Here is a 21,718-nt window from a genome sequence, read left to right on the forward strand (position 1 = left end):
GGAAGAGCACCCCCCACCCTGTCCCCTCCCCGCAAGGGGGAGGGAGACGCTCAAACCGGCGTCAGTGTTTTGGTCTCCTCCCCTCTTGCGGGGGAGGGACAGGGTGGGGGGTACTCTTCCCGCGCTGGCAGGAGTGGCCGTCGAATGACCGACATCCTCCCCGCCATCACCGCCACGCCACTACGCGCCGAACTCACGGCCCCGACCCAGCGCGAACTGATGGCCGAGTTCGGCCTCCGCCCGCGCTCGCGCCTTCTCGCGAGGCTCCCCGGCTGGGCTCAGCTGTTCGTCACCAACAAGAAGGGCATGGTCGGGCTCGCCATCCTCGCCATCTTCGTGCTCCTCGCGCTGCTGGCGCCGCTGATCACCCCCTATGACCCCTATCGTCGCGCCGGCAAGCCGCATGTGCAGCCGGGGGTCGAGCACTTCCTCGGCACCTCGCGCCAGGGCAAGGACAATTTCAGCCAGTTGCTCGAAGGCAGCCGCGCCAGCCTCACCGTCGGCTTCATCGCCGGTTTCTCCGCCACGCTGATCGGCCTCGCGGTCGGCATTTCCGCCGGCTATTTCGGCGGCAAGACCGATGAGCTGCTGACCTTCTTCGTCAATGTCTCGCTGGTGCTGCCGGCGCTGCCGCTGATCATCGTCCTCGCCAGTTTCATCGAGGAGGCGTCGCCGACCGTAATCGGCCTCGTCCTTGCCTTGACGGGCTGGGGCTGGAGTGCGCGCACCATCCGCACCCAGACCCTGGCGCTCAAGAACCGAGAATTCGTGCTCGCCGCCGAGCTGATGGGCGAAAGGAAGTGGCGGATCATCGTGCGCGAGATCCTGCCCAACATGAGCTCGTTCGTGGTCGGCGGGTTCGTGCTCGCCACCATCTACGGCATCCTCGCCGAGGCAGCGCTGGAGTTCATCGGGCTGGGCAGTCCCAACTCGGTGACCTGGGGCACGATGCTCTACTGGGCCATGCGGGCGCAGGCGCTGCAGACCGGCGCCTGGTACGAAATCTGGCCACCGGCCATCGCCATCATGCTGACCGGCGCGGCACTCGTCATGGTCAACTTCGCCGTCGACGAAATCACCAACCCGCAACTCGCCGCCACCCGCCGCATCGGCCCCATCCGCCGGTTCTTGAGGCGCCGCAACCGGAGTGCCGACTTTGTCTGACGCACCCCTCGTCGAGGTCCGCAACCTCACCGTCGACTATGTCGGCGCCAACACCGTGTCGCGCGCCGTCAACGGCATCGACTTCGACATCCGCCCCGGCGAAGCCTTCGGGCTCGCCGGGGAAAGCGGCTGCGGCAAATCCACTGTCGCCTTCGCGCTGGCCCGGCTTACCAGGTTGCCCGGCCTCGTGTCGGGCGGCGCCGTGCGTTTCATGGGCGAAGACGTGCTGAGCTTTTCGGCTGAGCGGTTGCGCCGCTATCGCTGGAGCGAAGTCAGCTTCGTTTTCCAGTCGGCGATGAATGCCCTGAACCCGGTAATCAAGGTCTCCGAGCAGATCGAGGACGCCATCCTCGCGCATCGCCCGAAAGCCCGCCGCGCCGAAACCCTGGCCCGCGCCGCCGAACTGTTCGAGCTGGTCGGCATCAGCCCGCGCCGGCTCGACGACTATCCGCATCAGTTCTCGGGTGGCATGCGCCAGCGCATCTGCATCGCCATGGCGTTGGCGCTCGAGCCCAAGCTGATCATCATGGATGAGCCCACCACCGCCCTCGACGTGGTGGTGCAGCGCGACATCATCGAGCAGATCTGCGAGCTCAAGGCGCGCTTCGGCTTCTCGGTGCTGTTCATCACCCACGATCTCGGGCTGATGATCGAGTTCTGCGACCGCATCGGCGTGATGTATGCCGGCGAGCTGGTGGAAGTGGCTCCGGCCAGCGCCATCCTCACCGCCCCGCAGCACCCCTATACCCGGGCCCTCGGCCGCTCCTTCCCGCCGCTCAGCGGGCCACGCGTCCGCCTCGAGGGCATCGCCGGCTCGCCACCCAGCCTCAGCGCCCTGCCCGAGGGGTGCCGCTTCTCGCCGCGCTGCGGCGAAGCCATCCCGGTCTGCGTGCGCCTTGCCCCTGAACTCCGCCCCACGCCCGCCACCGGAGGAGAAGCAGCATGCCATCTGCTGTCATGAGCGAAGTGCCCATCCTCGAGATGCGCGATGTCGACATGCGCTTCGTGCTCGGCGGCCTCGTCGGCAAGCGCACGACGCTGCGGGCGCTGAGCGGCATTTCGCTCCAGCTCACCCCCGGCCGCGCTTTGGCGCTGGTCGGCGAATCCGGCTCCGGCAAATCCACCTGCGCCCGCATGCTGGCCCGGGTCTACGAGCCGGCCGCCGGCGAGATCAGCTTCCGCGGCACCGATGTGGGAAAGCTCAGCGGCAAGGCGCTGACCGACTATCGCGCTCAGGTGCAGATGATCTTCCAGGATCCATTCGGCTCGCTGAACCCCACTCAGACCATCAGCTATATCCTCGAGCGGCCGCTCCGCCTCCACCGCCCCGAGCTCGGCAGCAAAGAGGTACGGGCCGAGAGCGAAGCCCTGCTCACCCAGGTCGGTCTCGTCCCCGCTCCGGAGTACCTGAAGCGCCGTCCGCACGAGCTCTCCGGAGGCCAGCGCCAGCGTGTCGCCATCGCTCGCGCCCTGTCGGTCAACCCCACCGTGCTGCTGGCCGACGAACCCACCTCGATGCTCGACGTCTCGGTGCGCCTCGGGATCCTCAACCTGCTCGAGGACCTGAAGCGCGAGAAGAACCTCGCCGCCCTCTACATCACCCACGACATCGCCACCGCCCGCTATTTCGCCGAGGAAACCGCCGTGATGTACGCCGGGCACCTGGTCGAACAGGGACCGAGCGAGGCGATCACCGATCACCCCCGCCACCCCTACACCCAGCTGCTGATCGCCGCGGTGCCCAACCCGAAGCACAAGATCACCGGCGCCGCGGTGCGTCGTGCCGCGGATATCCCGCTGTGGACCGCCGAAAGCCGCGGCTGCCCGTTCGCGCCGCGCTGCCCGCGCGCCACCGATATCTGCCGCGAAATCATGCCCGACCCCACGCCCGTCGGCGACAGCCACATGGCCCGCTGCCATCACCTCTAAGTTGCCACGACCTCTGACCGGACCCTCCAAAGATGAACCAGCTCCTGGCGATCAACGCCCAGTATCCCGCGCTGTTTTCGAGCCGCGCCATCGCCACCAACCAGGTCGGCTACGAAGCCGCCGGTCCGAAATTCGCCGTTCTTGCGCTTGGCGACGGCCCCGACTTCACTGCGCTCCGCCTGCGTGACGCAACGACCGGCGAGCTCGTCTTCGAGACGACGCCCGGCGAGGCCACCGGCGTCGACCGCTGGAAGACCCAGCGCTGGCAAAGCGCCGAGTTCACCTCCTTCACCGGCGTCGGCCGTTTCCTGCTCGAAGCCCTCGACGCCAGCGGCGCCCGCCTCGTCTCGGAGCCCTTCGAGATCGCCGAGCAACTCTACGCCGAGCGCTTCCCCACAGCGCTGCTGGGCTATTTCCAGAGCCAGCGCACGACGGAGCCCTATCTCAGCGCTGACCGCGCCATCGCCTTCATCGGCAACAAGCGCAACGCCCGCGTAGACGTGCATGGCGGCTGGTACGACGCCTCGGGCGACGTGTCGAAATACCTGAGCCACCTGAGCTATGCCAACTTCATGAACCCGCAGCAGACCCCGCTGGTGGTCTGGGCGCTGTCGAAGGCGGCGATCTGCCCGCATATCGATGCCAAGCTCCACGCCGCCTTCCGCGCCGAGGCGCTGTGGGGCGCCGATTTCCTGGTGCGCATGTGCGATCCGGCAGGGATGTTCTACATGACGGTGTTCGACCGCTGGTCGGGCGATACCGCGCAGCGCGAGATCTGCTCCTACGCCACCCAGAAGGGCCATAAGCACGACACCTGGGAGGCCGGCTACCGCCAGGGCGGCGGCATGGCCATCGCCGCCCTCGCCCGTGCCGCGCGGCTCAGACAGGACGGCGAATTCACCGCCGCAGAGTATCTGGCGACCGCCGAGCGCGCCTTCGCCCACCTCGAGGTGCACAACCTCGAATACCTCGACAATGGCGAGGAAAACATCATCGACGACTACTGCGCGCTGCTCGCCGCCACCGAACTCAGCCGCTCCACCCACAAGCCCGAATATCTGGTGAAGGCCGGCGAACGCGCCACGAGCCTGCTCAACCGGCTGACGAGCGGCCATGGCCATGATGGCTGGTGGCGCGCCGATAACGGCACGCGGCCATTCTTCCACGCCTCCGACGAAGGCCTGCCGATCGCCGCCCTGGTGGATTACCTCGCCATCGCTCCGGAAGCCGATCGGCCGCGCGTCTCCGCCGCCCTCGCCAAGGTGGTTCGCCATCTCGCCAGGATCACTGCCGAGGTGGCAAACCCCTTCGCCTACCCGCGCCAGCTGGTGAAGCGCAGCGATGGCGAGATCGGCACCCAGTTCTTCTATCCGCACGGCAATGACAGCGGCTATTGGTGGCAGGGCGAGAACGCCCGCCTCGGCAGCCTCGCCTACGCGCTGCGCCGCGCCATGCCGCATATCGATGCCGAGACCGCCGAACTTGCCCGCGTGCAGTCGCAGCGGGCGCTGGACTGGATCCTTGGCCTCAACCCCTATCATGCGTGCATGCTGCAGGGGTTCGGCCGCAACTGGGCAATCTACGGGCCGGCGAAATTCCCCAATGCCGATGGCGGCATCTGCAACGGCATCACCTCGTCGCTCACGGACGAAACCGATATCGGCTTCTGCGAGACCGAGGACCCGTTCCAATCCTGGCGCTGGAGCGAGCAATGGCTCCCGCACGCGGCCTGGTTCCTTCTCGCAATGACCGAGTACTGAGCCACCCGATCGGGCGGCCGGCGCTACTGCGCCGGCACCGCCGCGCGCACTGCCGCGCGCCGCTTGTGCAGCATCCGCAGCAGCGGCTTTTCGATGCGCTCGTGGACGGTCACCCCGGCGACGAGCGCCAGTCCGATCGCCGCCGCCACCATGCCGAAATAGCTGACCGGACCATCCGGCAGCAGGCGCGTCCCGACCCCGACGACCGCCCCGACCACGAACATGTGCACCAGGTAGATGGCGTAGGAAGCATCTCCGAGCCTCTCCAGCCATGTGCTGCGCGGCAGCACCGCCTCGCGCACCAGCCCCAGCACCAGCAGCGCTACCGCCAGGACGACCAGCGCCACGAAGACCGGCGCCGTCTCATAGGGTGTCTGGTCGAGCCCGAACGCCACGATCACGGCAACGACGGCCAACCCCAGGAGCCCCAGCATCGCCGGGCCTGTCAACCGCGCAAACACCCCCTTGATGTGTCCGAGGCCCACCCACGCGCCGGCAACGAAGGCCAGCACTGCATAGCTCATGTAGAAGCCGAGCAGCGGATCGGTCGGCTTGAGCGTCGCGCCGGCCACGTAAAGCGCCACGAATGCGATCGTCAGCGTCACCACCCGTCCGGTTGCCGCCAGCCCGGCCAGCAGCGCGAATGCCAGGTAGAAGAACACCTCGTAGTTCAGCGTCCAACCCAGGCTCAGCAACGGGCTGGTGCCGCCGCGCCCCGGCGCCTCGTGCGGGATGAACAGCATCGACTGCACATAGTGCTGCAGCGTGAACACCGTGCTCTTGAACAGCGTCGGGGCCAGCAGCGCCAGTAGCGCCGCGAGCGTGGTGAATATCCAGTACAGCGGCACGATGCGGATCGCCCGGCGCTTCAGGAACTCCAACGCCGAGAACGGCCCCGAACCCGAGATCGCCACCATGATGAAGCCGCTGATCACGAAGAACAGGTAGACCCCGAACTCGCCCAGCCGCAGTTGCAGATAGGTCGGGTCCGCCAGCGGATGGGCCGACGCATGCGCGATCACCACCAGCAATGCTGCGAGGCCGCGCAGGTACTGTACCGAGTAGAGCTTGCCGGCCATCCGGGTAACCTTTCGTTTACCCTCTGCCATAGCACTCCCGCCGCATCGCCCGATCCCCCGTCGTGCGCTAGGGTTAAGATGGCAGGCAAAGCTCCGTCACCGCCGGAACCCAAATGCCGCACTATCGATTAGTCCCCTCGCCAGGCCTTCCATTGAATGGCAGCGGCGACACACTATGTGCTTCTGAACAGCAGCAAACCCGGCCGCCCCATGCCCGCTCCCGTCGTCGATGCCAAAGGCATCAACCTGCATCTGAAGAGCGGCACCACTTCGCTGCATATCCTCAAAGACGTCGATCTCAGCCTCGCCCCCGGTGAGGTGGCCGCCATCGTCGGCCCGTCCGGCAGCGGCAAGACCTCGTTGCTGATGGTGCTTTCTGGCCTCGAACAAGCGAGTTCCGGCGCCATCACCGTCGCCGGCACCGATATCGCCAAGCTCAACGAAGACCAACTCGCCATCTTCCGGCGCAATGCGTTGGGGATCCTGTTCCAGAGCTTCCATCTCATCCCGTCGCTGACCGCGCTCGAGAATGTCGCCCTCACCCTCGAGATCGCCGAGCCGTCCCTGCCCTGGACCGAGATCCAGAGCCGCGCCGCCACCGCACTCGGCGATGTCGGGCTTTCCGGCCGCCTCACCCATCTGCCGAGCGCGCTTTCCGGCGGCGAGCAGCAGCGCGTCGGCCTCGCGCGCGCCATCGTCGGCAACCCGAAGCTGTTGCTGGCGGACGAACCTACCGGCAACCTCGATCAGGAAACCGGCGCGCACGTCATCGAACTGATGTTCGGCATCGCCCGCGAGCGCGGCACCGCCATCCTGTTGATCACCCACGATCCTTCGCTTGCGGCCAAGGCCGATCGCCAACTGCGCATGAACGAGGGCCATCTCAGCGTGCGGGTGCCGGCGTGAACGCCGCTGCCGCGACACTGCGCGGCTGGCTGCGGGTCGCGCTGAAGGACCTGCGTGGCGACCTCCGTCGCTTCACCATCCTCTTGGCCTGCCTGGCGCTCGGTGTCGGCACCATCACGCTTGTCGGCTCGGTCGGCGCGGCGCTGCAATCGGCGCTGCTGCGCGATGCCCGAACCCTCTTGGGTGGCGACATCGAGGCCCAGCTCTCCTATCGCGCCGCCAACCCGGAGGAGCGGCAAGCCTTCGGGCGGCTCGGCAAACTCGGCGAAGTCATCGAGGTGATGGGCCGCGGCGACGCCGGCGAGCAGAACAGCTTCCTCGCCATCCGCGCCGTCGACGGCAATTATCCGCTGATCGGCAGCGTCACCGTAAAGGATGCCGACGCCCCGTTGCCCCAACTCCTCGCCCCTCGCGCTGACGGCAGTTTCGGCCTCGTCGCCGACCAGCTGCTGCTCGATCGGCTGGGTCTGAAGCTCGGCGACCAGCTCACCATTTCCGATGCCAGCTTTACCCTCACCGGTGTCATCGGCACCGAGCCCGATCGCATCACCGCCGGCCTGCAGTTCGGCCTGCCCGTGCTGATGTCGGTCGATGCGCTCAACGCCACCGGCATCCTGGCGCCCGGCGTCCTCGCCAGCTACCGCTACAAGATCCTGCTCGATGGCACGGATCCCGATGCAGCGATGCAATCGATCGAGACCAGCTTCCCCAAGGCCGGCTGGAAACTTGCCGGACCGAAGGACGCGACCGCCGACCTCGCCCGCTTCTTCGATATGTTCGCCCGCTTCCTGAGCATCGTGGGGCTGTCCTCGCTGCTGGTCGGCGGGCTCGGCGTCTCCAACGCCATTTCGGCCTATGTCACCGAACGCCAGCGCTCCATCGCCACCATGAAAGCGCTCGGCGCCACTGGTCCGCGCATCCTCGTCCACTTCCTCACCCAGGTGATGCTGCTGACCTTGGTCGGCATCATTCTGGGCCTCTTGCTCGGCACGCTCCTCACCATGGTGCTGCTGCCCATTCTCGGCAGCCTCCTTGGCCTGTCGCTGCCGCCGGTGGTCGATGTGGTGACGCTGTGGACCGCTGCCGGCTTCGGCGCCCTCACCGGCTTTGCCTTCGGCTACCTGCCGCTGCGCCGCGCCGAAAAGCTGAAACCGGCACTGCTGTTCCGCTCCGCCGGATCGGCCGTCGAGGGCGGGCTCGATTGGCGTGACGTGCTGAAGCCCGGCCTGTGGCTGCCGCTCGGTCTCGCCGCCGCCGGCATTTATGCGCTCGCCGCGCTCACCACCGGTCGCCCCTTGCTGGTGCTGTGGTACGCCTTCGGCGTGCTCGGCGCCTTTGTCGTGCTGCGCGGCGCCGCCTGGTTGTTGCAGCGTGGCCTGAAGCTGGTTCCGCCGCTCGCCAGTGCGCCGCTCCGCAACGCCATCAAATCGATCTGGCGCCCCGGCGCCCCCGCCCCGGTGGTCATCCTGTCGCTCGGGCTCGGCCTGGCCTTGCTGTTGCTCATCACGCTGATCGACGGGAACCTCCGCCACCAGCTCGCCCGCGAGTCGATCCCCAACGCCCCGAGCTTCGTCTTCATGGACCTGTTCGAGGATGAGGTGGACGCGCTGAAGCAGTTCTCGGTCGGCGACAAATCGGTCGAAACCTTCTCCTCGCTGCCCATGGTCACCGGCGCCATCGAGGCGATCAATGGCACCCCGATCACTGAGCTCGACCGCAAGCCGCCGGCCGAGTTTGCCTTCGTGCTCGAGGGTGAGATCCCGCTCTCGGCGTCCGACACCCTGCCCGATCAATCGACCATCACCGAGGGCAGCTGGTGGCCGCCCAATTTCATCGGCCCGCCGGAAGTTTCGGTGTTCCACCGGCTCAAGGAGCCGCTCGGCTTGAAGCTCGGCGACGTCCTCACCTTCCGTGTCTTCGGCGAAGAGGTGAAGGCGAAGATCGGCAGCTTCCGCGATTATGCCTGGCGCTCGGGCAGCGTGAACTTCGGCTTCGTACTGTCGCCCAACGCCTTCGCCGATTTCCCGCTGAGCTATCTCGGCCTGCTCAAGGCGGTGCCGGGCGAGGAGACCGCGGTGCAGCAGCGCCTCGTCGCCGACTTCCCCGAGCTGTTGTTCCTGCCGGTCGGCGAGGCCCTCGAAACCTTCGCCGCCATCCTCGCCAACGTCACCACCGCGGTCGAGGTGATCGGCGGCCTCGCCGTGGTCAGCGGCGTGCTGGTGCTCGCCGGCGCCATGGCGGCCGGCCGGAAGCAGCGCGAATCCGATGCCGTGGTGATGAAGGTGCTGGGCGCCACGCGCGGCGACGTGATCCGCGCCTACCTCGTCGAATATAGCCTGCTCGGCCTCCTCGCCGCCGTGCTCGCGGCGTTGCTTGGCCTTGCCGGCACCTGGGCCTTTGTCGAGTTCGTGCTCGAGATCGATTTCTGGGCCGATCCGGCGCTGCTCGTCTGGGTCACCGTCGGCACCATCGCGCTCGCCATTGCCGTCGGCATGCTCACCACCTGGTCGGCACTCTCCACCCGTCCCGCCAGCTTCCTGCGCGAGGAGTGATGAGCTAGCGTCGCGCCAAACGGAGACCTCCGATGCGCCGACTGCTCTTCGCCCTCAGCCTGCTGCTCGCGCCCGCGGTGCAAGCCGCCGAACCGCAGATCGACGAAGTGCGCGCCGCCTGGGACGCCTGCTCGAAGCTGCTGGAGACCGCCCCGAACGACTGGACCGGTTGGCGCCGCAACTTCGATGGCGGCTATGCCGATCATTTCGAGTTCCACGATGGCGGTGACGATGCCCCCTCGGTACTGGTGCAGACTTGGCTGATCGACGCCATCGCCACCCAGACCGACACCTCGTGCTTCCGTCCCGATGGCAGCCTTGCCTTCCTCTATTCCGAGATGGTCTCACCCAACGTCGCTGAGGGCGCCACCGGCCCCGCCCTCACCCGTGAAGGCCGGCTCTACTTCGCCCCCGACGGCCACCTGCTGCGGCTATTGAAGCGCATCACCGAAGCCGGCAAGGAAGTCGCCGCGATCGACAACCAGCAATACCAGCTGGCCCGCGGCTGCGGCCTCACCGCCCCGCACGCCACGGTGGACGACGTCCGCTCCCACCTGATCGCCGAACTCGGCGACATCGAAGGCACGCGGGGCAAGTATGTGCAGGAGCCGCTGGATTGGTGCGGGATGGAAGTGGAGTAGTTGGGCTCTCGATCGCCCACCCACCGGCCTTCATTCCGGCGAAGCGGCCCCACCAGACGACGCCCCAAACTCGGTGTCATCCCTGCGAAAGCAGGGACCCAACTCGCCGCAGCGCAAGCGGATAGGTGGGTCCCAGCTTTCGCTGGGATGACAGCCGGTGGGTGAGCACGACCATAACGTAGAGCACATGGGCCTGCGCCAGGAAGACGCCAGGACCCAGCTCTCAACCCCTAGTCCGGCTGCCCGCCCACCTTGGTCACCGCCGCCGACCCCGCCTCGATCCCCCGCCTGAGGCAGGTCTCGAGATCGACGCCGCGCAGCTCCGCCGAAACGAACGCTGCGGCGAACGCATCGCCTGCTCCGGTGGTATCGACCACCTTCACCACCGGCGCCGGCAGCTTCAGCTTGACGCCGGCCGCATCGCCTACCGCCGCGCCGCCGGCCCCGAGCTTGACGACCACGCGCCCATAGTTCGGGCCGAGCACCCGCATCTGCGTTTCGAGATCGTCGCTGCCGGCCAGCGCCAGCGCCTCGTCGGCATTGGCGAACAGGGTCGAGAACCCCTTGGTCCACTCGAGGAACTTTTGGGCCCCGACCTCCTCGACGAACCCCACCGACGCCGCATCCACGGCCACCGGGATACCGCGCGATTGCGCCTCGCCGGCCATCCAGCGCGCCGCATGTCGCGGCTTTTCGGCGAACAGCGAGTAGCCGGAAACCAGCACGTAGCGCGTCTCTTCGAGCAGCCACACCGGCATGTCCGAATGCTGGAGATCGAGGTTCGCCCCACGATCGGTAAGAAAGCTGCGCTCCCCGCCCGCATCGACGATGACCACGAGGATGCCGGATGGCTTGACCGGATCGGCGATCAGCACCGGATCGACATGGAAACCGCGCAGATACGCCTCGAGATGCGGCTTGTCGCGCGCCCCGACGCGGGCGACGAAGCTGACTAGCGTGCCCATCGACCCCAGCCACACCGCCTGGTTGGCGCCCGAGCCGCCCGGGCGCTGCGTGATCTGCGCCCGCCGGTCTGAGCCACGCACCAGCGGGCCCTCCGGGATCACGATGACGTCGGTCATCACATCGCCGATGACGATGACCCGGCCGGTGCTGTCGCTCATTTGTTGAGCTTGGCCAGCGCCACCGCGATTTCGGACGCCACCCGCGCGTTGTTTTCGACCAGCGCGATATTGGCGACCAGACTCTTGCCGTCGGTCAGCTCGAAGATGCGCTTCAACAGGAACGGCGTCAGCTCCTTGCGGCTCACCCCTTCCTTCTCGGCGCCTCTGATCGCCTCGTTGATCCGGCCCTCGATCTCATCCTTGTCGAGCGCCGCGCTCTCGGGGATCGGGTTGGCCACCAGCACGCCGCCGAGGCCAAGCGCGAACTGCAGCGCGATCACCTTGGCCGCGTCCTTGCCGCTCTCCACCCGATGGTCGACCTTGCCGCCCGACTGGCGGGCCCAGAACGCCGGGAAATCCGCGGTCTGGAAGCCCAGCACCGGCACGCCCTTGCTCTCCAGCACTTCGAGGGTCTTGGGGATATCGAGGATCGACTTGGCGCCGGCGCAGACCACCGCCACCTGGGTGCGGCCGAGCTCGTCGAGATCGGCCGAGATATCGAAGGTGGTCTCGGCGCCGCGATGCACCCCGCCAATACCGCCGGTGGCGAACACCTGGATGCCGGCCGCTTCCGCCGCCATCATCGTCGTCGCCACCGTGGTGCCCGCCACCTCACCCGACGCCAGCAGCGCCGCGACATCGCGGCGCGACGCCTTGGCGGCCTTGCCGCCGGTCTGCGCCAGCCGCTCGAGATCCTTGGCCGTCACGCCCACCTTGAACTTGCCATCCATGATGGCGATCGTCGCCGGCACCGCGCCGTGCTTTTCGATCACCGCCTCGACATTCTGCGCCATCTCGAGATTCTGCGGGTACGGCATGCCATGCGTGATGATGGTGGATTCGAGCGCCACCACCGGCTGGCCGGCGTCGAGCGCCTTCTTGACCGCGGGTGAGATGGACAGGTGCTTCTTGAGGCTCACGAGGGTTGCTCTTTCTTGGAGGTCTTGCCCTTCCCTTGAACCGAAAACCGCCCGAGTTCAACTCCCCGGCCCCGGGCGCACGCCACGCCCCTGTGGCGGCGCGTCGCATCCCGACTTTATGGCCTGCTGCGCAGGGCTCCGATGCCCCTAATACCCTTGCTCCACGTCGGATTTCCCACTAGGTTTCAGCCCGGCCGGAAGGCTTGTCGCGAGGGGTCACGTCACTGCTTACCGTCATTGTTGATCCGGAGCCTCCGCCGGATCGATGGGCGCCCGGCTCCGGGCACATTGCGAACCCGAATTCTCCCGGCGCGACACCCGCGCTGCTTGGCCTACCCTCCCGCGCACCCGCTCCCCGACATCTTTGTCACCTGAGCCGACAGCACCCAATACATCGCTATTCGCCGGGCCTTGCGCCCACGATCCGTCAACCGGCGCCCGCACGCGTCCGGACATGAGGCAATGACCGCTGGCCACCCGCGGTACCGATCAAGGAGAGACCACCATGCACAAACCGATGCTCGTCGCCAAAATTTCAGTGGCCCTGGGAGCGCTGCTCATCGCAACGCCGGCCCTGGCACAGGACAATGTTGTCAACGTCTACAACTGGTCCGACTACATCGCCGAAGACACCATTGCCAATTTCGAGGCCGAAACAGGCATCAAGGTGAACTACGACGTCTACGACAATAACGAGATCGTCGACGCCAAGCTGCTCGCCGGCAATTCCGGCTACGACATCGTCGTTCCCTCGGGCAACTTCCTCGAGCGCCAGATCAAGGCCGGCCTGATCCTGCCGCTCGACAAGTCGAAGCTGACCAATCTCGGCAACCTCGACCCCGCCGTGATGGCGACGGCTGCCTCGCAGGATCCGGACAACGCCCACGGCGTGCCCTACATGATCAACACCATCGGGCTCGGCTACAACGTCGCCAAGGTGCAGGCCGCGCTCGGTGACGCCGCGCCGCTCGATAGCTGGGACCTGCTGTTCAAGCCCGAGGTGGTTGCCAAACTCAAGGATTGCGGCGTCGCCGTGCTCGACAGCCCGTCGGAAGTCACCGGCATTGCGCTGCACTATCTCGGCCTCGATCCGAACTCCGAGAGCGAGGAAGACCTGGCCAAGGCCGAAGCGCTGCTCACCAGCATCAAGCCGTCGATCCGCTACTTCCACTCGAGCCAGTACATCGACGATCTCGGCAACGGCGAAATCTGCCTGGCGCTCGGCTATTCGGGTGACATCTTCATCGCGTCGGACGCCGCGGCGCAGGCAGCCCAGGGCAACGAGGTCAAATACCTGATCCCCAAGGAAGGCGCCGCGACGCTGTTCGACTTCCTCGCCATCCCGGTCGACGCACCGCACCCGGACAATGCCCTGAAGTTCATCAACTACATCCTCGAGCCCAAGGTCGTGGCGGCGATCACCAACTACGTGTTCTACGCCAACCCGAACCTTCCGGCGCTGGAGTTCGTGAACGAGGAAGTGAAGTCGAACCCGGGCATCTATCCGCCGGCCGAGACCATCGCCAAGGCCTTCGTGATGAAGGCGCACTCGCCTGAGTTCGAAGAGGTCTTGACCCGGACCTGGACCCGCATCAAAACCGGTCTGTAATCTCCTTCGGGGGCGGCGCTGGAGTGCTTCCAGCCCGCCCCCTTCAGTCTTTCCCAGGTGCCGTATGGCCAAGAAGCCGCAGCTCGCCATCGACACGCGCCCGTGGCGCGATCCGTCGGCCAAGCCGTTTGTGCGTATTCGCAACGTCTCGAAAAAATTCGGCGACGTCTCGGCGGTGCACGAAGTCTCGCTCGATATCTACAAGTCCGAGCTGTTCTGCCTGCTCGGCGGCTCGGGTTCGGGCAAGTCGACGCTGCTGCGCATGCTCGCCGGCTTCGAGCAGCCGACTTCGGGCACCATCGAAATCGACGGCCAGGACATGACCGCGGTGCCGCCCTACCATCGGCCGGTCAACATGATGTTCCAGTCCTATGCGTTGTTCCCGCATATGAATGTCGAGCAGAACATCGCCTATGGCCTGAAGCGCGATAACATGCCGCGCGCCGAGATCGCCGATCGCGTCGCCGAGCTCTTGAGCCTCGTGAAACTCCAGGATTACGGCAAGCGCAAGCCCAACCAGCTGTCGGGCGGCCAGCGCCAGCGCGTCGCCCTCGCCCGTTCGCTGGCCAAGCGGCCAAAACTGCTCCTGCTCGACGAGCCGCTCGGCGCGCTCGACAAGAAGCTGCGCGAGGAAACCCAGTTCGAGCTGGTCAAGATCCAGGAATCGCTCGGCGTCACCTTCATCGTCGTCACCCACGACCAGGAAGAGGCGATGACGCTGGCCACCCGCATCGGGGTGATGAACCAGGGCGAGATCGCCATGATCGGCGAACCGCACGACATCTACGAGTTTCCCAACTCGCGCTTCGTGGCGAGCTTCATCGGTTCGGCCAACATGGTCGAGGGCATCGTCACCGAGGACGAGCCGGATCATGTCCGCATCCGCTCGCCCGAACTCGGTTGCGACATCTATGTCGGCCATGGTGTCGACTGCGCGCCCGACCAGATCCTGTGGTGGGCCATCCGCCCCGAGAAGATGGTGTTGAGCCGCGAGAAGCCCGAGGCGCTGCACGACGCCAACGTCACCAAGGGCGTGGTCGAGGAGATCGGCTACCTGGGCGATATGAGCGTCTACCAGGTGCTGCTCGACAGCGGCAAACGCATCCGCGTCAGCCAGACCAACACGGCGCGCGGCAACCCTGACGCCATCACCTGGGAAGAGCAGGTTTACGTCACCTGGGGCGACAGCTCCGGCTCGGTGCTGACGGTATGAGCGGGGCAGTGTTCCAGCTTTGCCACCCCCACGGAGTCACTCCCGCGAAAGCGGGAACCTCTGTTCGCGGTGGTCGCGGCCAAACGAAGGTTCCCGCTTCCGCGGGGATGACGCGGTGCGCATTGCGCAACTGCGAAAGGGACCTTCACCCATGACCCTCACGGGCAACCAGTTGCCGCCGCCGCGTCGCCTCCGGCCCTGGAGCGGGCTGGAGCGTCGCCTGCGTGACGTCGGCATTTCCGGCCGTACGCTGGTGATCGCCGCGCCGGCAATCTGGCTGACCGTCTTCTTCCTCGTCCCGCTCTTCGTGGTGTTCGGCATCTCGCTCGCCACCAAGCAGTTCGGCCGCCCGCCCTACTCGCCGCTGCTCACCACCGAGGGCGGCACCGTGCAGCTGACGCTGCACCTTTCCAATTATCTGAAGCTCTTCACCGATCCGCTCTATGTCGCGGCCTATCTGAGCTCGATCCGCATTGCGCTGATCTCCACGGTGATCACCCTCTTCATCGGCTACCCGATGGCCTATGCCATCGCCCGCGCCCCGGACAAATGGCGCAACATCCTGCTGATGCTGGTGATCCTGCCGTTCTGGACCTCGTTCCTGCTGCGCGTCTACGCGCTCTCGGGTTTCATGCGCGGCAATGGGGTGATCAACCAGGTGCTGGCGGTGTTCGGCATCGAGCCGCTGGTGATGATGCAGACCGATTTCGCCGTCTATGTCGGCATCGTCTACACCTACCTGCCGTTCATGATCCTGCCGCTCTACACCACGCTGGTGAAGCTCGACACCTCGCTGCTCGAGGCCTCGGCGGATCTCGGCTCGCGCCCGTGGCAGACCTTCCTGTCGATCACCCTGCCGCTGTCGCTGCCCGGCATCATCGCGGGCTCGATGCTGGTGTTCATCCCGGCGATCGGCGAGTTCGTCATTCCCTCGCTGCTCGGCGGCCCGGAAACGCTGATGATCGGCCGCGTCCTGTGGGACGAGTTCTTCGGCGCTACCAACTGGCCGCGCGCCGCCTCGGTCGCCGTCGCCATGCTGGTGGTCGTCGTCATTCCCATCCTGCTGCTGCAGAAAGCGCAGGATGCCGTGGTCGAGAAGGGCAAGTAGATGCGGCGCGGCTGGTTCCTTCCCATCGCGGCAACCCTCGGCTTTGCCTTCCTCTACCTGCCGATCATCTCGCTGGTGGTGTTCTCGTTCAACGAGAGCAAGCTGGTCACCGTGTGGTCGGGCTTTTCCACCAAATGGTATGGCGAACTGTTCGCCGACCAGCAGATGCTAGGCGCCGCCTGGCTGAGCCTCAGGATCGCGTTCTTTTCGGCGAGCTTCGCCCTGGTGCTCGGCACGCTCTGCGCCGTGGCTTTGGTGCGCTTCAAGCGTTTCCGCGGCCGCACCGTGCTCGCCGGCGCCGTCTCCGCCCCGCTGGTGATGCCGGACGTGATCACCGGCCTCGCGCTGCTGCTCTTGTTCGTCGGCATGGAATCGACGCTCGGCTGGCCGGCCGGCCGCGGCATCGTCACCATCATCATCGCCCACACTACGTTCTGCATGGCCTACATCACCGTGGTGGTGCAGTCCCGCCTGTCCGACCTCGATCTCAGCCTCGAGGAGGCGGCGATGGATCTCGGCGCGACGCCGTTCCGGGTGTTCTTCGACATCACCTTGCCGATCATCGCGCCGGCCCTGGTCTCCGGCTGGCTGCTCGGCTTCACCCTGTCGCTCGACGACCTGGTGATCGCAAGTTTCGTTTCCGGCCCCGGCTCCTCGACCCTGCCGATGGTGATCTTTAGTAAGATCAAGCTCGGCGTCTCCCCCGACGTCAACGCGCTGGCCACCATCATCATCGGCGTCGTGGCGCTGGGCGTCGTTGCCGCGACGATCATCGGGCTGCGCGGCAGCAGCAAGGTGAAGCGGGCCTGATCGGGCGTTTGCTGTTCGTTGGCCTCCGCCCCGCCACGGTGTCACCCCGGCGAAGGCCGGGGCCCATCCCGAGGTGGCGCAGTTCAGCGCAAGAGCCGAACCCTCTCAGGATGGATCCCGGCCTGCGCCGGGATGACATCGTGATTGGGGATGTTGATCGAGGAGTCGTCACCCCCGGTTTCGTCTTTGTGCCTGCTTGCGCCCGCGCCCCGTGAGGTCTATGTGAGCCTCTGTCAGCCGAGCGATCGGCCGGCAAGTTCTCAGGGCGGGGTGCAACTCCCCACCGGCGGTAGATGGGTCGAAAACCCAAAGCCCGCGAGCGCCTTGTGGTTCACACCACGGGGGTCAGCAGATCCGGTGTAACTCCGGAGCCGACGGTATAGTCCGGATGAAAGAGAACGGGATTTACGCTGGCTCTGCCGGCGCGGGCTCTCATTTTGAGGGTTTCCGCGTCGCCATTCCCCATCGCGATTCCCCGTAACCCTGAGGAAACAGGCTACGGAAAGGATCGTTTGATGAGCCAGGTTTCCTCGACTACCAACTCCGCCGCCGCGAGCGGCGCCACTTTCATGCTGATTGCCGCCTTCGCTTTCGCCGGCTCCAACGTGCTGCAATCCGTCTTGCCCACCCCGGTCGAATATGGCGGGTTCGGCATGGCCTCGACCGGCATGGTGTTCTGGCAATACCTGATCGCCGGCATTCTCAGCCTGCCTCTGATCTTCCGCATCGGCATCGACAAGCTTCGCACCAGCCACCCGCTGGCGCACGAAATCCGCGCTTTCGTCTCGGCGCTCGGCGCGCATGTCTTCGTCTATGGCTTCGCCTCGGGCGTGCCGATCTGGCAGATGGTGACCCTGTTGGCCGCCGGTCCGCTGTTCATCATCCTCGGCTCCACCGTCTTTCTCGGTGAGCGTGCCTCCGCTGCCCGTCTCGTCGCGGCACTTGTCGGCTTCACCGGCGCCATCATCGTCTCCGGCATCGGTAGCGAAAGTCTCGGCTGGCACACCCTGATCCCGATTGCTGCGGCAGCGCTCTGGGCCACCACGGACGTGTTGACCAAGTACCTGACGCTGAAGGGCGAGAGCCCGGAGACGCTGACCATCTCGCTGCTGGTGCTGGTCACCCCGAACCACCTGCTGATCCTGCTCGCCGTCAACGCGCTCAGCTGGCTGGCCCCCACGGTGCTCCCCGCCGGCCTCGCCACCGGCTTCCCGTTCGCGCTCCCCACCGGCGACGGCCTCTGGCTGCTGCTCCTGCTCGGCGTGCTCACCGGCCTCGCGCAGTATCTGATGGCCTTCGCCTACCGCGCCGCCGACGCCACTTACCTGCAGCCTTTCGCCGACCTCAAGGTGCCGCTCAGTGCCCTGGTCGGCTGGGTCGCCCTCGGCCAGGTGCCGTCGGTCTGGTTCTGGCCCGGCGCCGCGCTGATCGTCGCCGCATCGGTGTTCATCTACTGGGTCGAAAGCCGCAACCGCACCCCGACCCTCGCCACCGCCTGAGGCCGCTGCACGCCCTCAGGCTCCCGGGGCCGCCGTGACTGCGGCCTCGGGACTTATTGACCAAGCACTGAGCTTGGGGCCGCCCCACAACGTGGCGCGCTATACCGCCACCCACCGCCCCTCCCGGTGCGACTGTGCCATCGCATGCACCGCCCGCTCGATCTCTAGCCCCTGCTCGAAGCCGACGATCTGCGCAGCAGCGTCGCCGCCGATCGCCTTCAGCAGCTCATGGCACTCGATGATCTTGAGCTCGTTGAACCCCAGCCCGTGCCCCGGCGCCGGAATGAACCGGTCGTAGGGCGCGTGCACCGGCGCGGTGAGGATGGTGCGAAAGCCCTGCTCCGCCGCATGGTCGCGGGCCTCGAACAGCTGGAACTCGTTCATCCGCTCCTGGTCGTAGACGATGGTGCCTTTGCTGCCGAAAATCTGTACCGCGATCCGCCCCTTCCGCCCCCAGGCCGAGCGGTCGAGCGCCATCACCCCGGACGCACCGTTCCTGAGCTCGATCAGTACCGAGGCGATGTCCCAGGTTTCGACCTTGCGCCGCCCGCCATCCCGGCTCGGCCGATCGGCATAGGGCATGGAAAGCTGTGCCATCACCCGCGTCACGCCGCCGAACAGGAACTGCATCAGGCTCAGCGGGTGGACGCCGAAATCGTCGAGCGCGCCATAGCCGGACGACGACTCGCTCTTCCAGTAGAACAGCGCCTCGGGGTCAGCCATGAAATCCTCGTCCATCTCGAAGCGGACGTGGTTCACCACCCCGATAGCGCCCGCCTCGAGCAGCTTCCTGATGTGCCGGATCACCGGGTTCTGGATGTAGTTGTAGCCGAGCGCCGTGACCTTGCCGGAGGCGCGCGCCGCCGCGACCATCCGTTGCGCCTCGGCAAACCCTACCGCCATCGGCTTCTCGCACCAGACGTGCTTGCCGGCCTCGAGCGCCGCGATCGCCATCTCGGCGTGGAAAGCGTTCGGCGTGGTCACCGACACCACTTCGACCTCGGGGTCGGCGATCAGCGCACGCCAGTCCGAAGTGGATTTCTCGAACCCGAACTCCTCGGCCCGTCGCGCCGCCAGCTCCGGCGACACTTCCGCCAGGTGCACCAGCCTGGGCTTCGGCCCATCCCCGAACACCGGCTTCACCCCGTTCCAGGCCAGCGCGTGGCACTTGCCCATATAGCCCGTGCCGATCAGGCCGACGCCGATGCTGGTCATCTTTCATCCTTTGGATGGTGAGTAGCGAATAGCGAGTAGCCACCAGTGGATGTCGCAGCACTACTCGCTATTCGCCATTCGCTACGCGTCTCTTCCCAAGAAAACGCCCGAAGCCCTTGCGGACCCCGGGCGCCAGGCGCTCTGGAGGAGAGCTTACTTGTAGTCCGCGGCGTTGTCCTTGGTGACCAGCACCGTGCCGGTATCGATCCACGGCTCGAGCGTCTTGCCGGCCTTGAGGTCGACCAGCGCCTGGATGCCGAAGCCGCCCATGTTGCCGGGGGCCTGGGCCACCGAGGCGGTCATCTCGCCGGCGAGGATCGAAGCGGCGGCGTCCGGGTTGGCGTCGAAGCCGACCACCATCACATCGGCGAGCTTGGCCGCCGCCTTCAGGGCTTCCACGGCGCCCAGCGCCATGTTGTCGTTCGAGCCGAAAATGCCCTTGATGTTGGGGTTGCCGGCGAGGATGTTCTCGGTCACCGACAGGCCCTTGGCGCGATCCCATTCGGCAGTCTGCTCCGCCACGACCTTGAGACCGCAAGCTTCGAGGCCCTTCTTCGAGCCCTCGGCGCGCGCCTGGCCGGTCGACTGGCTGACCAGCCCCTGGAGGATCGCCACGTCCGAGCCTGCCGGCAGGTTCTTGCACATGAAGTCGGCAGCGAGCGCAGCGCCCACTTCGTTGTTGGTGCCGATGAAGGTGACGCCCTCATTGGTGCCGCGGGTATCGACGAACACCACCGGGATGCCCGCCGCCTTGGCCGCGTCCACCACCGGGGCGAGCGCGTTCGGATCGGTCGGGGCCAGCGCGATGCCATCGACCTTCTGCGCGATCAGATCCTCGATCTGGGTGATCTGCGCCTGCACGTCGGATTCGGCCGGCGGCGCCACGACGATCACTTCGACGCCAAGCTCGGCCGCCTTGGCCTTGGCGCCGGCTTCCACCGCCGCCCAGAACGGATTGCCGGCGCCCGGGCCCTTCATGCCCAAGACGTAGGCGGCATTGGCCGAACCGGCCATGGCGAGCAGCGCACTCAGCGCAACGCCCGTAAGCAGCAGTTTTTTCATGGGTTTGGTCCTCCCTGAACCATTGATGTCTCCGTTCCCTCTGGACGCCGGCCGGGAGACACGGCCGGCGCCAAGTTCCTCCTAGCGGCGCACCGCAGCGCGGCGGCGCAGCACGTCGATATAGACGGCGATGATGATGACGAGGCCGATCAGGATCTGCTGCCAGAACGCCGAGACATTGTTGATGTTGAGCCCATTGCGCAGGATCCCCATGATCAGGACGCCCGCCAGCACCCCGAGCACCGTGCCGCGCCCGCCGAAGAACGAGGCGCCGCCGATGATCACTGCCGCGATCGCGTCGAGCTCGATGCCGATGCCGGCATTGGGGAAGCCGCTATCGGTGCGCCCGGCGAGCAGCAGGCCCGAGAGCCCGGCCATGAAGCCCGAGATCATGTAGACCACCACCAGGGTGCGATCGACATTGATGCCCGAGACCCGCGCCGCATGCGGATTGCCGCCGATGGCGAAGATGTGCCGGCCCATATTGGTCTTCTCGAGGAAGAACCACAGCCCAATGGCGCACACCGCCACGAGGAGCAAGCTGGCCGGAATGCCCGCCGGTGGCGGCAGGCCGAGCCCGAAATAGGCCTGCCCGATATAGCGCACTTCCGGCTGCAGGCCCGAAATCGGCGCGCCGTTGGAGATCAGGTAGGTGAGGCCGCGCGCCACGTTCAGCGTGCCCAGCGTCATGATGAACGGATGCGGCAGCTTCAGCACCGTCAGGCCGACGCCATTCACCCAGCCGACCAGCAGCCCGATGGCCGGCCCGATCAGGAGCACGACCGGCCACGGCACCCCGGCCTTCGAGGCGACCGCCAGGCAGACCATGGACAGCCCCATGATCGAGCCGACGCTCAGATCGATGCCGGCGGTGACGATCACCACATACATGCCGAGCGCCAGGAGCGCCAAGGAGGCGTTCTGCTTCAAAATATTGGTGAGGTTCTGCGCCGACAGGAACACGTCCGGCTTGATGGCGGCGAGCACCACCATCATCACCACGACGACCAGCACGATGCCGTAGACCTCGAGGAATTTCGACATGCCCGGGCCGCGCAGCGAGAACCCGGATTTGGTGGCGGGGGTATCGCTCATGACGCCGCTCCCACTGAACGGCCAGCTGTCCA

The 21,718-nt window shown here is 66.4% G+C and carries 18 protein-coding genes and 1 riboswitch; of the genes, 12 read left to right on the plus strand and 6 right to left on the minus strand.

Translation table 11 applies throughout. The annotated features are described in order from the left end of the window. Window positions 1–144 precede the first annotated feature (144 nt). From AC1ROK_RS00265 to AC1ROK_RS00280, 4 genes are read left to right on the plus strand one after another with little or no spacing between them, the layout of a single operon-like run. Window positions 145–1,164 (plus strand): ABC transporter permease, encoded by a 1,020-nt coding sequence (locus AC1ROK_RS00265; protein WP_492842683.1) that lies wholly within the window; start codon window positions 145–147, stop codon window positions 1,162–1,164. Then, window positions 1,157–2,125, plus strand: a complete 969-nt coding sequence (locus AC1ROK_RS00270; RefSeq protein WP_492842685.1) for an ABC transporter ATP-binding protein — start codon at window positions 1,157–1,159, stop codon at window positions 2,123–2,125. The genes AC1ROK_RS00265 and AC1ROK_RS00270 overlap by 8 nt, the downstream gene beginning before the upstream one ends. Next, the gene (locus AC1ROK_RS00275) at window positions 2,107–3,093 is read left to right on the plus strand and encodes an ABC transporter ATP-binding protein (protein ID WP_492842687.1); all 987 of its coding nucleotides are present in this window, start codon (window positions 2,107–2,109) and stop codon (window positions 3,091–3,093) included. Before AC1ROK_RS00270 ends, AC1ROK_RS00275 begins: the two co-directional genes overlap by 19 nt. Window positions 3,094–3,125: 32 nt before the next feature. Beyond that, window positions 3,126–4,853 (plus strand): glycoside hydrolase family 9 protein, encoded by a 1,728-nt coding sequence (locus AC1ROK_RS00280; RefSeq protein WP_492842689.1) that lies wholly within the window; start codon window positions 3,126–3,128, stop codon window positions 4,851–4,853. Between the two features lie 23 nt (window positions 4,854–4,876). On the opposite strand, the gene AC1ROK_RS00285 is transcribed toward AC1ROK_RS00280, so the two are convergent. Next, window positions 4,877–5,932 (minus strand): acyltransferase family protein, encoded by a 1,056-nt coding sequence (locus tag AC1ROK_RS00285; RefSeq protein ID WP_492842691.1) that lies wholly within the window; start codon window positions 5,930–5,932, stop codon window positions 4,877–4,879. Window positions 5,933–6,142: 210 nt separating this feature from the next. Between AC1ROK_RS00285 and AC1ROK_RS00290 the strand changes: the two genes are divergently transcribed. From AC1ROK_RS00290 to AC1ROK_RS00300, 3 genes are read left to right on the plus strand one after another with little or no spacing between them, the layout of a single operon-like run. Beyond that, a complete protein-coding gene (locus AC1ROK_RS00290) occupies window positions 6,143–6,838 on the plus strand; it encodes an ABC transporter ATP-binding protein (protein WP_492842693.1) in 696 nt (231 codons plus the stop codon). After that, window positions 6,835–9,390 carry an ABC transporter permease gene (locus tag AC1ROK_RS00295; RefSeq protein ID WP_492842695.1) on the plus strand — a complete coding sequence of 852 codons (2,556 nt, stop codon included), beginning with the start codon at window positions 6,835–6,837 and terminating at the stop codon, window positions 9,388–9,390. Before AC1ROK_RS00290 ends, AC1ROK_RS00295 begins: the two co-directional genes overlap by 4 nt. A gap of 32 nt (window positions 9,391–9,422) precedes the next feature. Beyond that, entirely contained in the window at window positions 9,423–10,031 is a 609-nt protein-coding gene (locus AC1ROK_RS00300) for a hypothetical protein (RefSeq protein WP_492842697.1), read from the plus strand. Between the two features lie 230 nt (window positions 10,032–10,261). Here AC1ROK_RS00300 and AC1ROK_RS00305 read toward each other — a convergent pair whose 3' ends face one another. After that, entirely contained in the window at window positions 10,262–11,155 is an 894-nt protein-coding gene (locus AC1ROK_RS00305) for a carbohydrate kinase family protein (RefSeq protein ID WP_492842699.1), read from the minus strand. Then, entirely contained in the window at window positions 11,152–12,075 is a 924-nt protein-coding gene (locus AC1ROK_RS00310; protein ID WP_492842701.1) for a pseudouridine-5'-phosphate glycosidase, read from the minus strand. Before AC1ROK_RS00310 ends, AC1ROK_RS00305 begins: the two co-directional genes overlap by 4 nt. Window positions 12,076–12,580: 505 nt before the next feature. Here AC1ROK_RS00310 and AC1ROK_RS00315 point away from each other — a divergent pair. The 5 genes from AC1ROK_RS00315 to AC1ROK_RS00335 all read left to right on the plus strand — a co-directional run bounded on the left by AC1ROK_RS00315 (window position 12,581) and on the right by AC1ROK_RS00335 (window position 18,314). Then, window positions 12,581–13,684: a polyamine ABC transporter substrate-binding protein gene (locus tag AC1ROK_RS00315; protein WP_492842703.1), complete on the plus strand. Its 1,104-nt coding sequence runs from the start codon at window positions 12,581–12,583 to the stop codon at window positions 13,682–13,684. Between the two features lie 64 nt (window positions 13,685–13,748). Beyond that, the gene (locus AC1ROK_RS00320; RefSeq protein ID WP_492842705.1) at window positions 13,749–14,897 is read left to right on the plus strand and encodes an ABC transporter ATP-binding protein; all 1,149 of its coding nucleotides are present in this window, start codon (window positions 13,749–13,751) and stop codon (window positions 14,895–14,897) included. A gap of 151 nt (window positions 14,898–15,048) precedes the next feature. Further along, the gene (locus AC1ROK_RS00325; protein WP_492842707.1) at window positions 15,049–16,005 is read left to right on the plus strand and encodes an ABC transporter permease subunit; all 957 of its coding nucleotides are present in this window, start codon (window positions 15,049–15,051) and stop codon (window positions 16,003–16,005) included. After that, window positions 16,006–16,815 carry an ABC transporter permease subunit gene (locus tag AC1ROK_RS00330; protein ID WP_492842709.1) on the plus strand — a complete coding sequence of 270 codons (810 nt, stop codon included), beginning with the start codon at window positions 16,006–16,008 and terminating at the stop codon, window positions 16,813–16,815. A gap of 252 nt (window positions 16,816–17,067) precedes the next feature. After that, a riboswitch (FMN riboswitch) is annotated at window positions 17,068–17,219 on the plus strand. Between the two features lie 111 nt (window positions 17,220–17,330). Next, window positions 17,331–18,314 carry a DMT family transporter gene (locus AC1ROK_RS00335; protein WP_492842711.1) on the plus strand — a complete coding sequence of 328 codons (984 nt, stop codon included), beginning with the start codon at window positions 17,331–17,333 and terminating at the stop codon, window positions 18,312–18,314. Window positions 18,315–18,413: 99 nt separating this feature from the next. Here AC1ROK_RS00335 and AC1ROK_RS00340 read toward each other — a convergent pair whose 3' ends face one another. The 3 genes from AC1ROK_RS00340 to AC1ROK_RS00350 all read right to left on the minus strand — a co-directional run bounded on the left by AC1ROK_RS00340 (window position 18,414) and on the right by AC1ROK_RS00350 (window position 21,686). Then, the gene (locus AC1ROK_RS00340; protein WP_492842713.1) at window positions 18,414–19,529 is read right to left on the minus strand and encodes a Gfo/Idh/MocA family protein; all 1,116 of its coding nucleotides are present in this window, start codon (window positions 19,527–19,529) and stop codon (window positions 18,414–18,416) included. A 153-nt stretch (window positions 19,530–19,682) separates the two neighbouring features. After that, window positions 19,683–20,591 carry a sugar ABC transporter substrate-binding protein gene (locus tag AC1ROK_RS00345; RefSeq protein WP_055875398.1) on the minus strand — a complete coding sequence of 303 codons (909 nt, stop codon included), beginning with the start codon at window positions 20,589–20,591 and terminating at the stop codon, window positions 19,683–19,685. Between the two features lie 81 nt (window positions 20,592–20,672). Then, window positions 20,673–21,686, minus strand: coding sequence for an ABC transporter permease (locus AC1ROK_RS00350; RefSeq protein WP_492842715.1), 1,014 nt, complete (start codon window positions 21,684–21,686; stop codon window positions 20,673–20,675). Window positions 21,687–21,718 lie beyond the last annotated feature (32 nt).

The organism is Devosia sp. GW821-FHT12F11 (assembly GCF_058806655.1).

What these genes read in the sequence shown, in the direction of transcription:
- AC1ROK_RS00265 (WP_492842683.1), top strand. Translation starts at nt 145, where the DNA reads ATGACCGACATCCTCCCCGCCATCACCGCCACGCCACTACGCGCCGAA.
- AC1ROK_RS00330 (WP_492842709.1), top strand. Translation starts at nt 16,006, where the DNA reads ATGCGGCGCGGCTGGTTCCTTCCCATCGCGGCAACCCTCGGCTTTGCC.
- AC1ROK_RS00320 (WP_492842705.1), top strand. Translation starts at nt 13,749, where the DNA reads ATGGCCAAGAAGCCGCAGCTCGCCATCGACACGCGCCCGTGGCGCGAT.
- AC1ROK_RS00335 (WP_492842711.1), top strand. Translation starts at nt 17,331, where the DNA reads ATGAGCCAGGTTTCCTCGACTACCAACTCCGCCGCCGCGAGCGGCGCC.
- AC1ROK_RS00300 (WP_492842697.1), top strand. Translation starts at nt 9,423, where the DNA reads ATGCGCCGACTGCTCTTCGCCCTCAGCCTGCTGCTCGCGCCCGCGGTG.
- AC1ROK_RS00290 (WP_492842693.1), top strand. Translation starts at nt 6,143, where the DNA reads ATGCCCGCTCCCGTCGTCGATGCCAAAGGCATCAACCTGCATCTGAAG.
- AC1ROK_RS00315 (WP_492842703.1), top strand. Translation starts at nt 12,581, where the DNA reads ATGCACAAACCGATGCTCGTCGCCAAAATTTCAGTGGCCCTGGGAGCG.
- AC1ROK_RS00280 (WP_492842689.1), top strand. Translation starts at nt 3,126, where the DNA reads ATGAACCAGCTCCTGGCGATCAACGCCCAGTATCCCGCGCTGTTTTCG.
- AC1ROK_RS00275 (WP_492842687.1), top strand. Translation starts at nt 2,107, where the DNA reads ATGCCATCTGCTGTCATGAGCGAAGTGCCCATCCTCGAGATGCGCGAT.
- AC1ROK_RS00350 (WP_492842715.1), bottom strand. Translation starts at nt 21,686, where the DNA reads ATGAGCGATACCCCCGCCACCAAATCCGGGTTCTCGCTGCGCGGCCCG.
- AC1ROK_RS00285 (WP_492842691.1), bottom strand. Translation starts at nt 5,932, where the DNA reads ATGGCCGGCAAGCTCTACTCGGTACAGTACCTGCGCGGCCTCGCAGCA.
- AC1ROK_RS00340 (WP_492842713.1), bottom strand. Translation starts at nt 19,529, where the DNA reads ATGACCAGCATCGGCGTCGGCCTGATCGGCACGGGCTATATGGGCAAG.
- AC1ROK_RS00325 (WP_492842707.1), top strand. Translation starts at nt 15,049, where the DNA reads ATGACCCTCACGGGCAACCAGTTGCCGCCGCCGCGTCGCCTCCGGCCC.
- AC1ROK_RS00305 (WP_492842699.1), bottom strand. Translation starts at nt 11,155, where the DNA reads ATGAGCGACAGCACCGGCCGGGTCATCGTCATCGGCGATGTGATGACC.
- AC1ROK_RS00345 (WP_055875398.1), bottom strand. Translation starts at nt 20,591, where the DNA reads ATGAAAAAACTGCTGCTTACGGGCGTTGCGCTGAGTGCGCTGCTCGCC.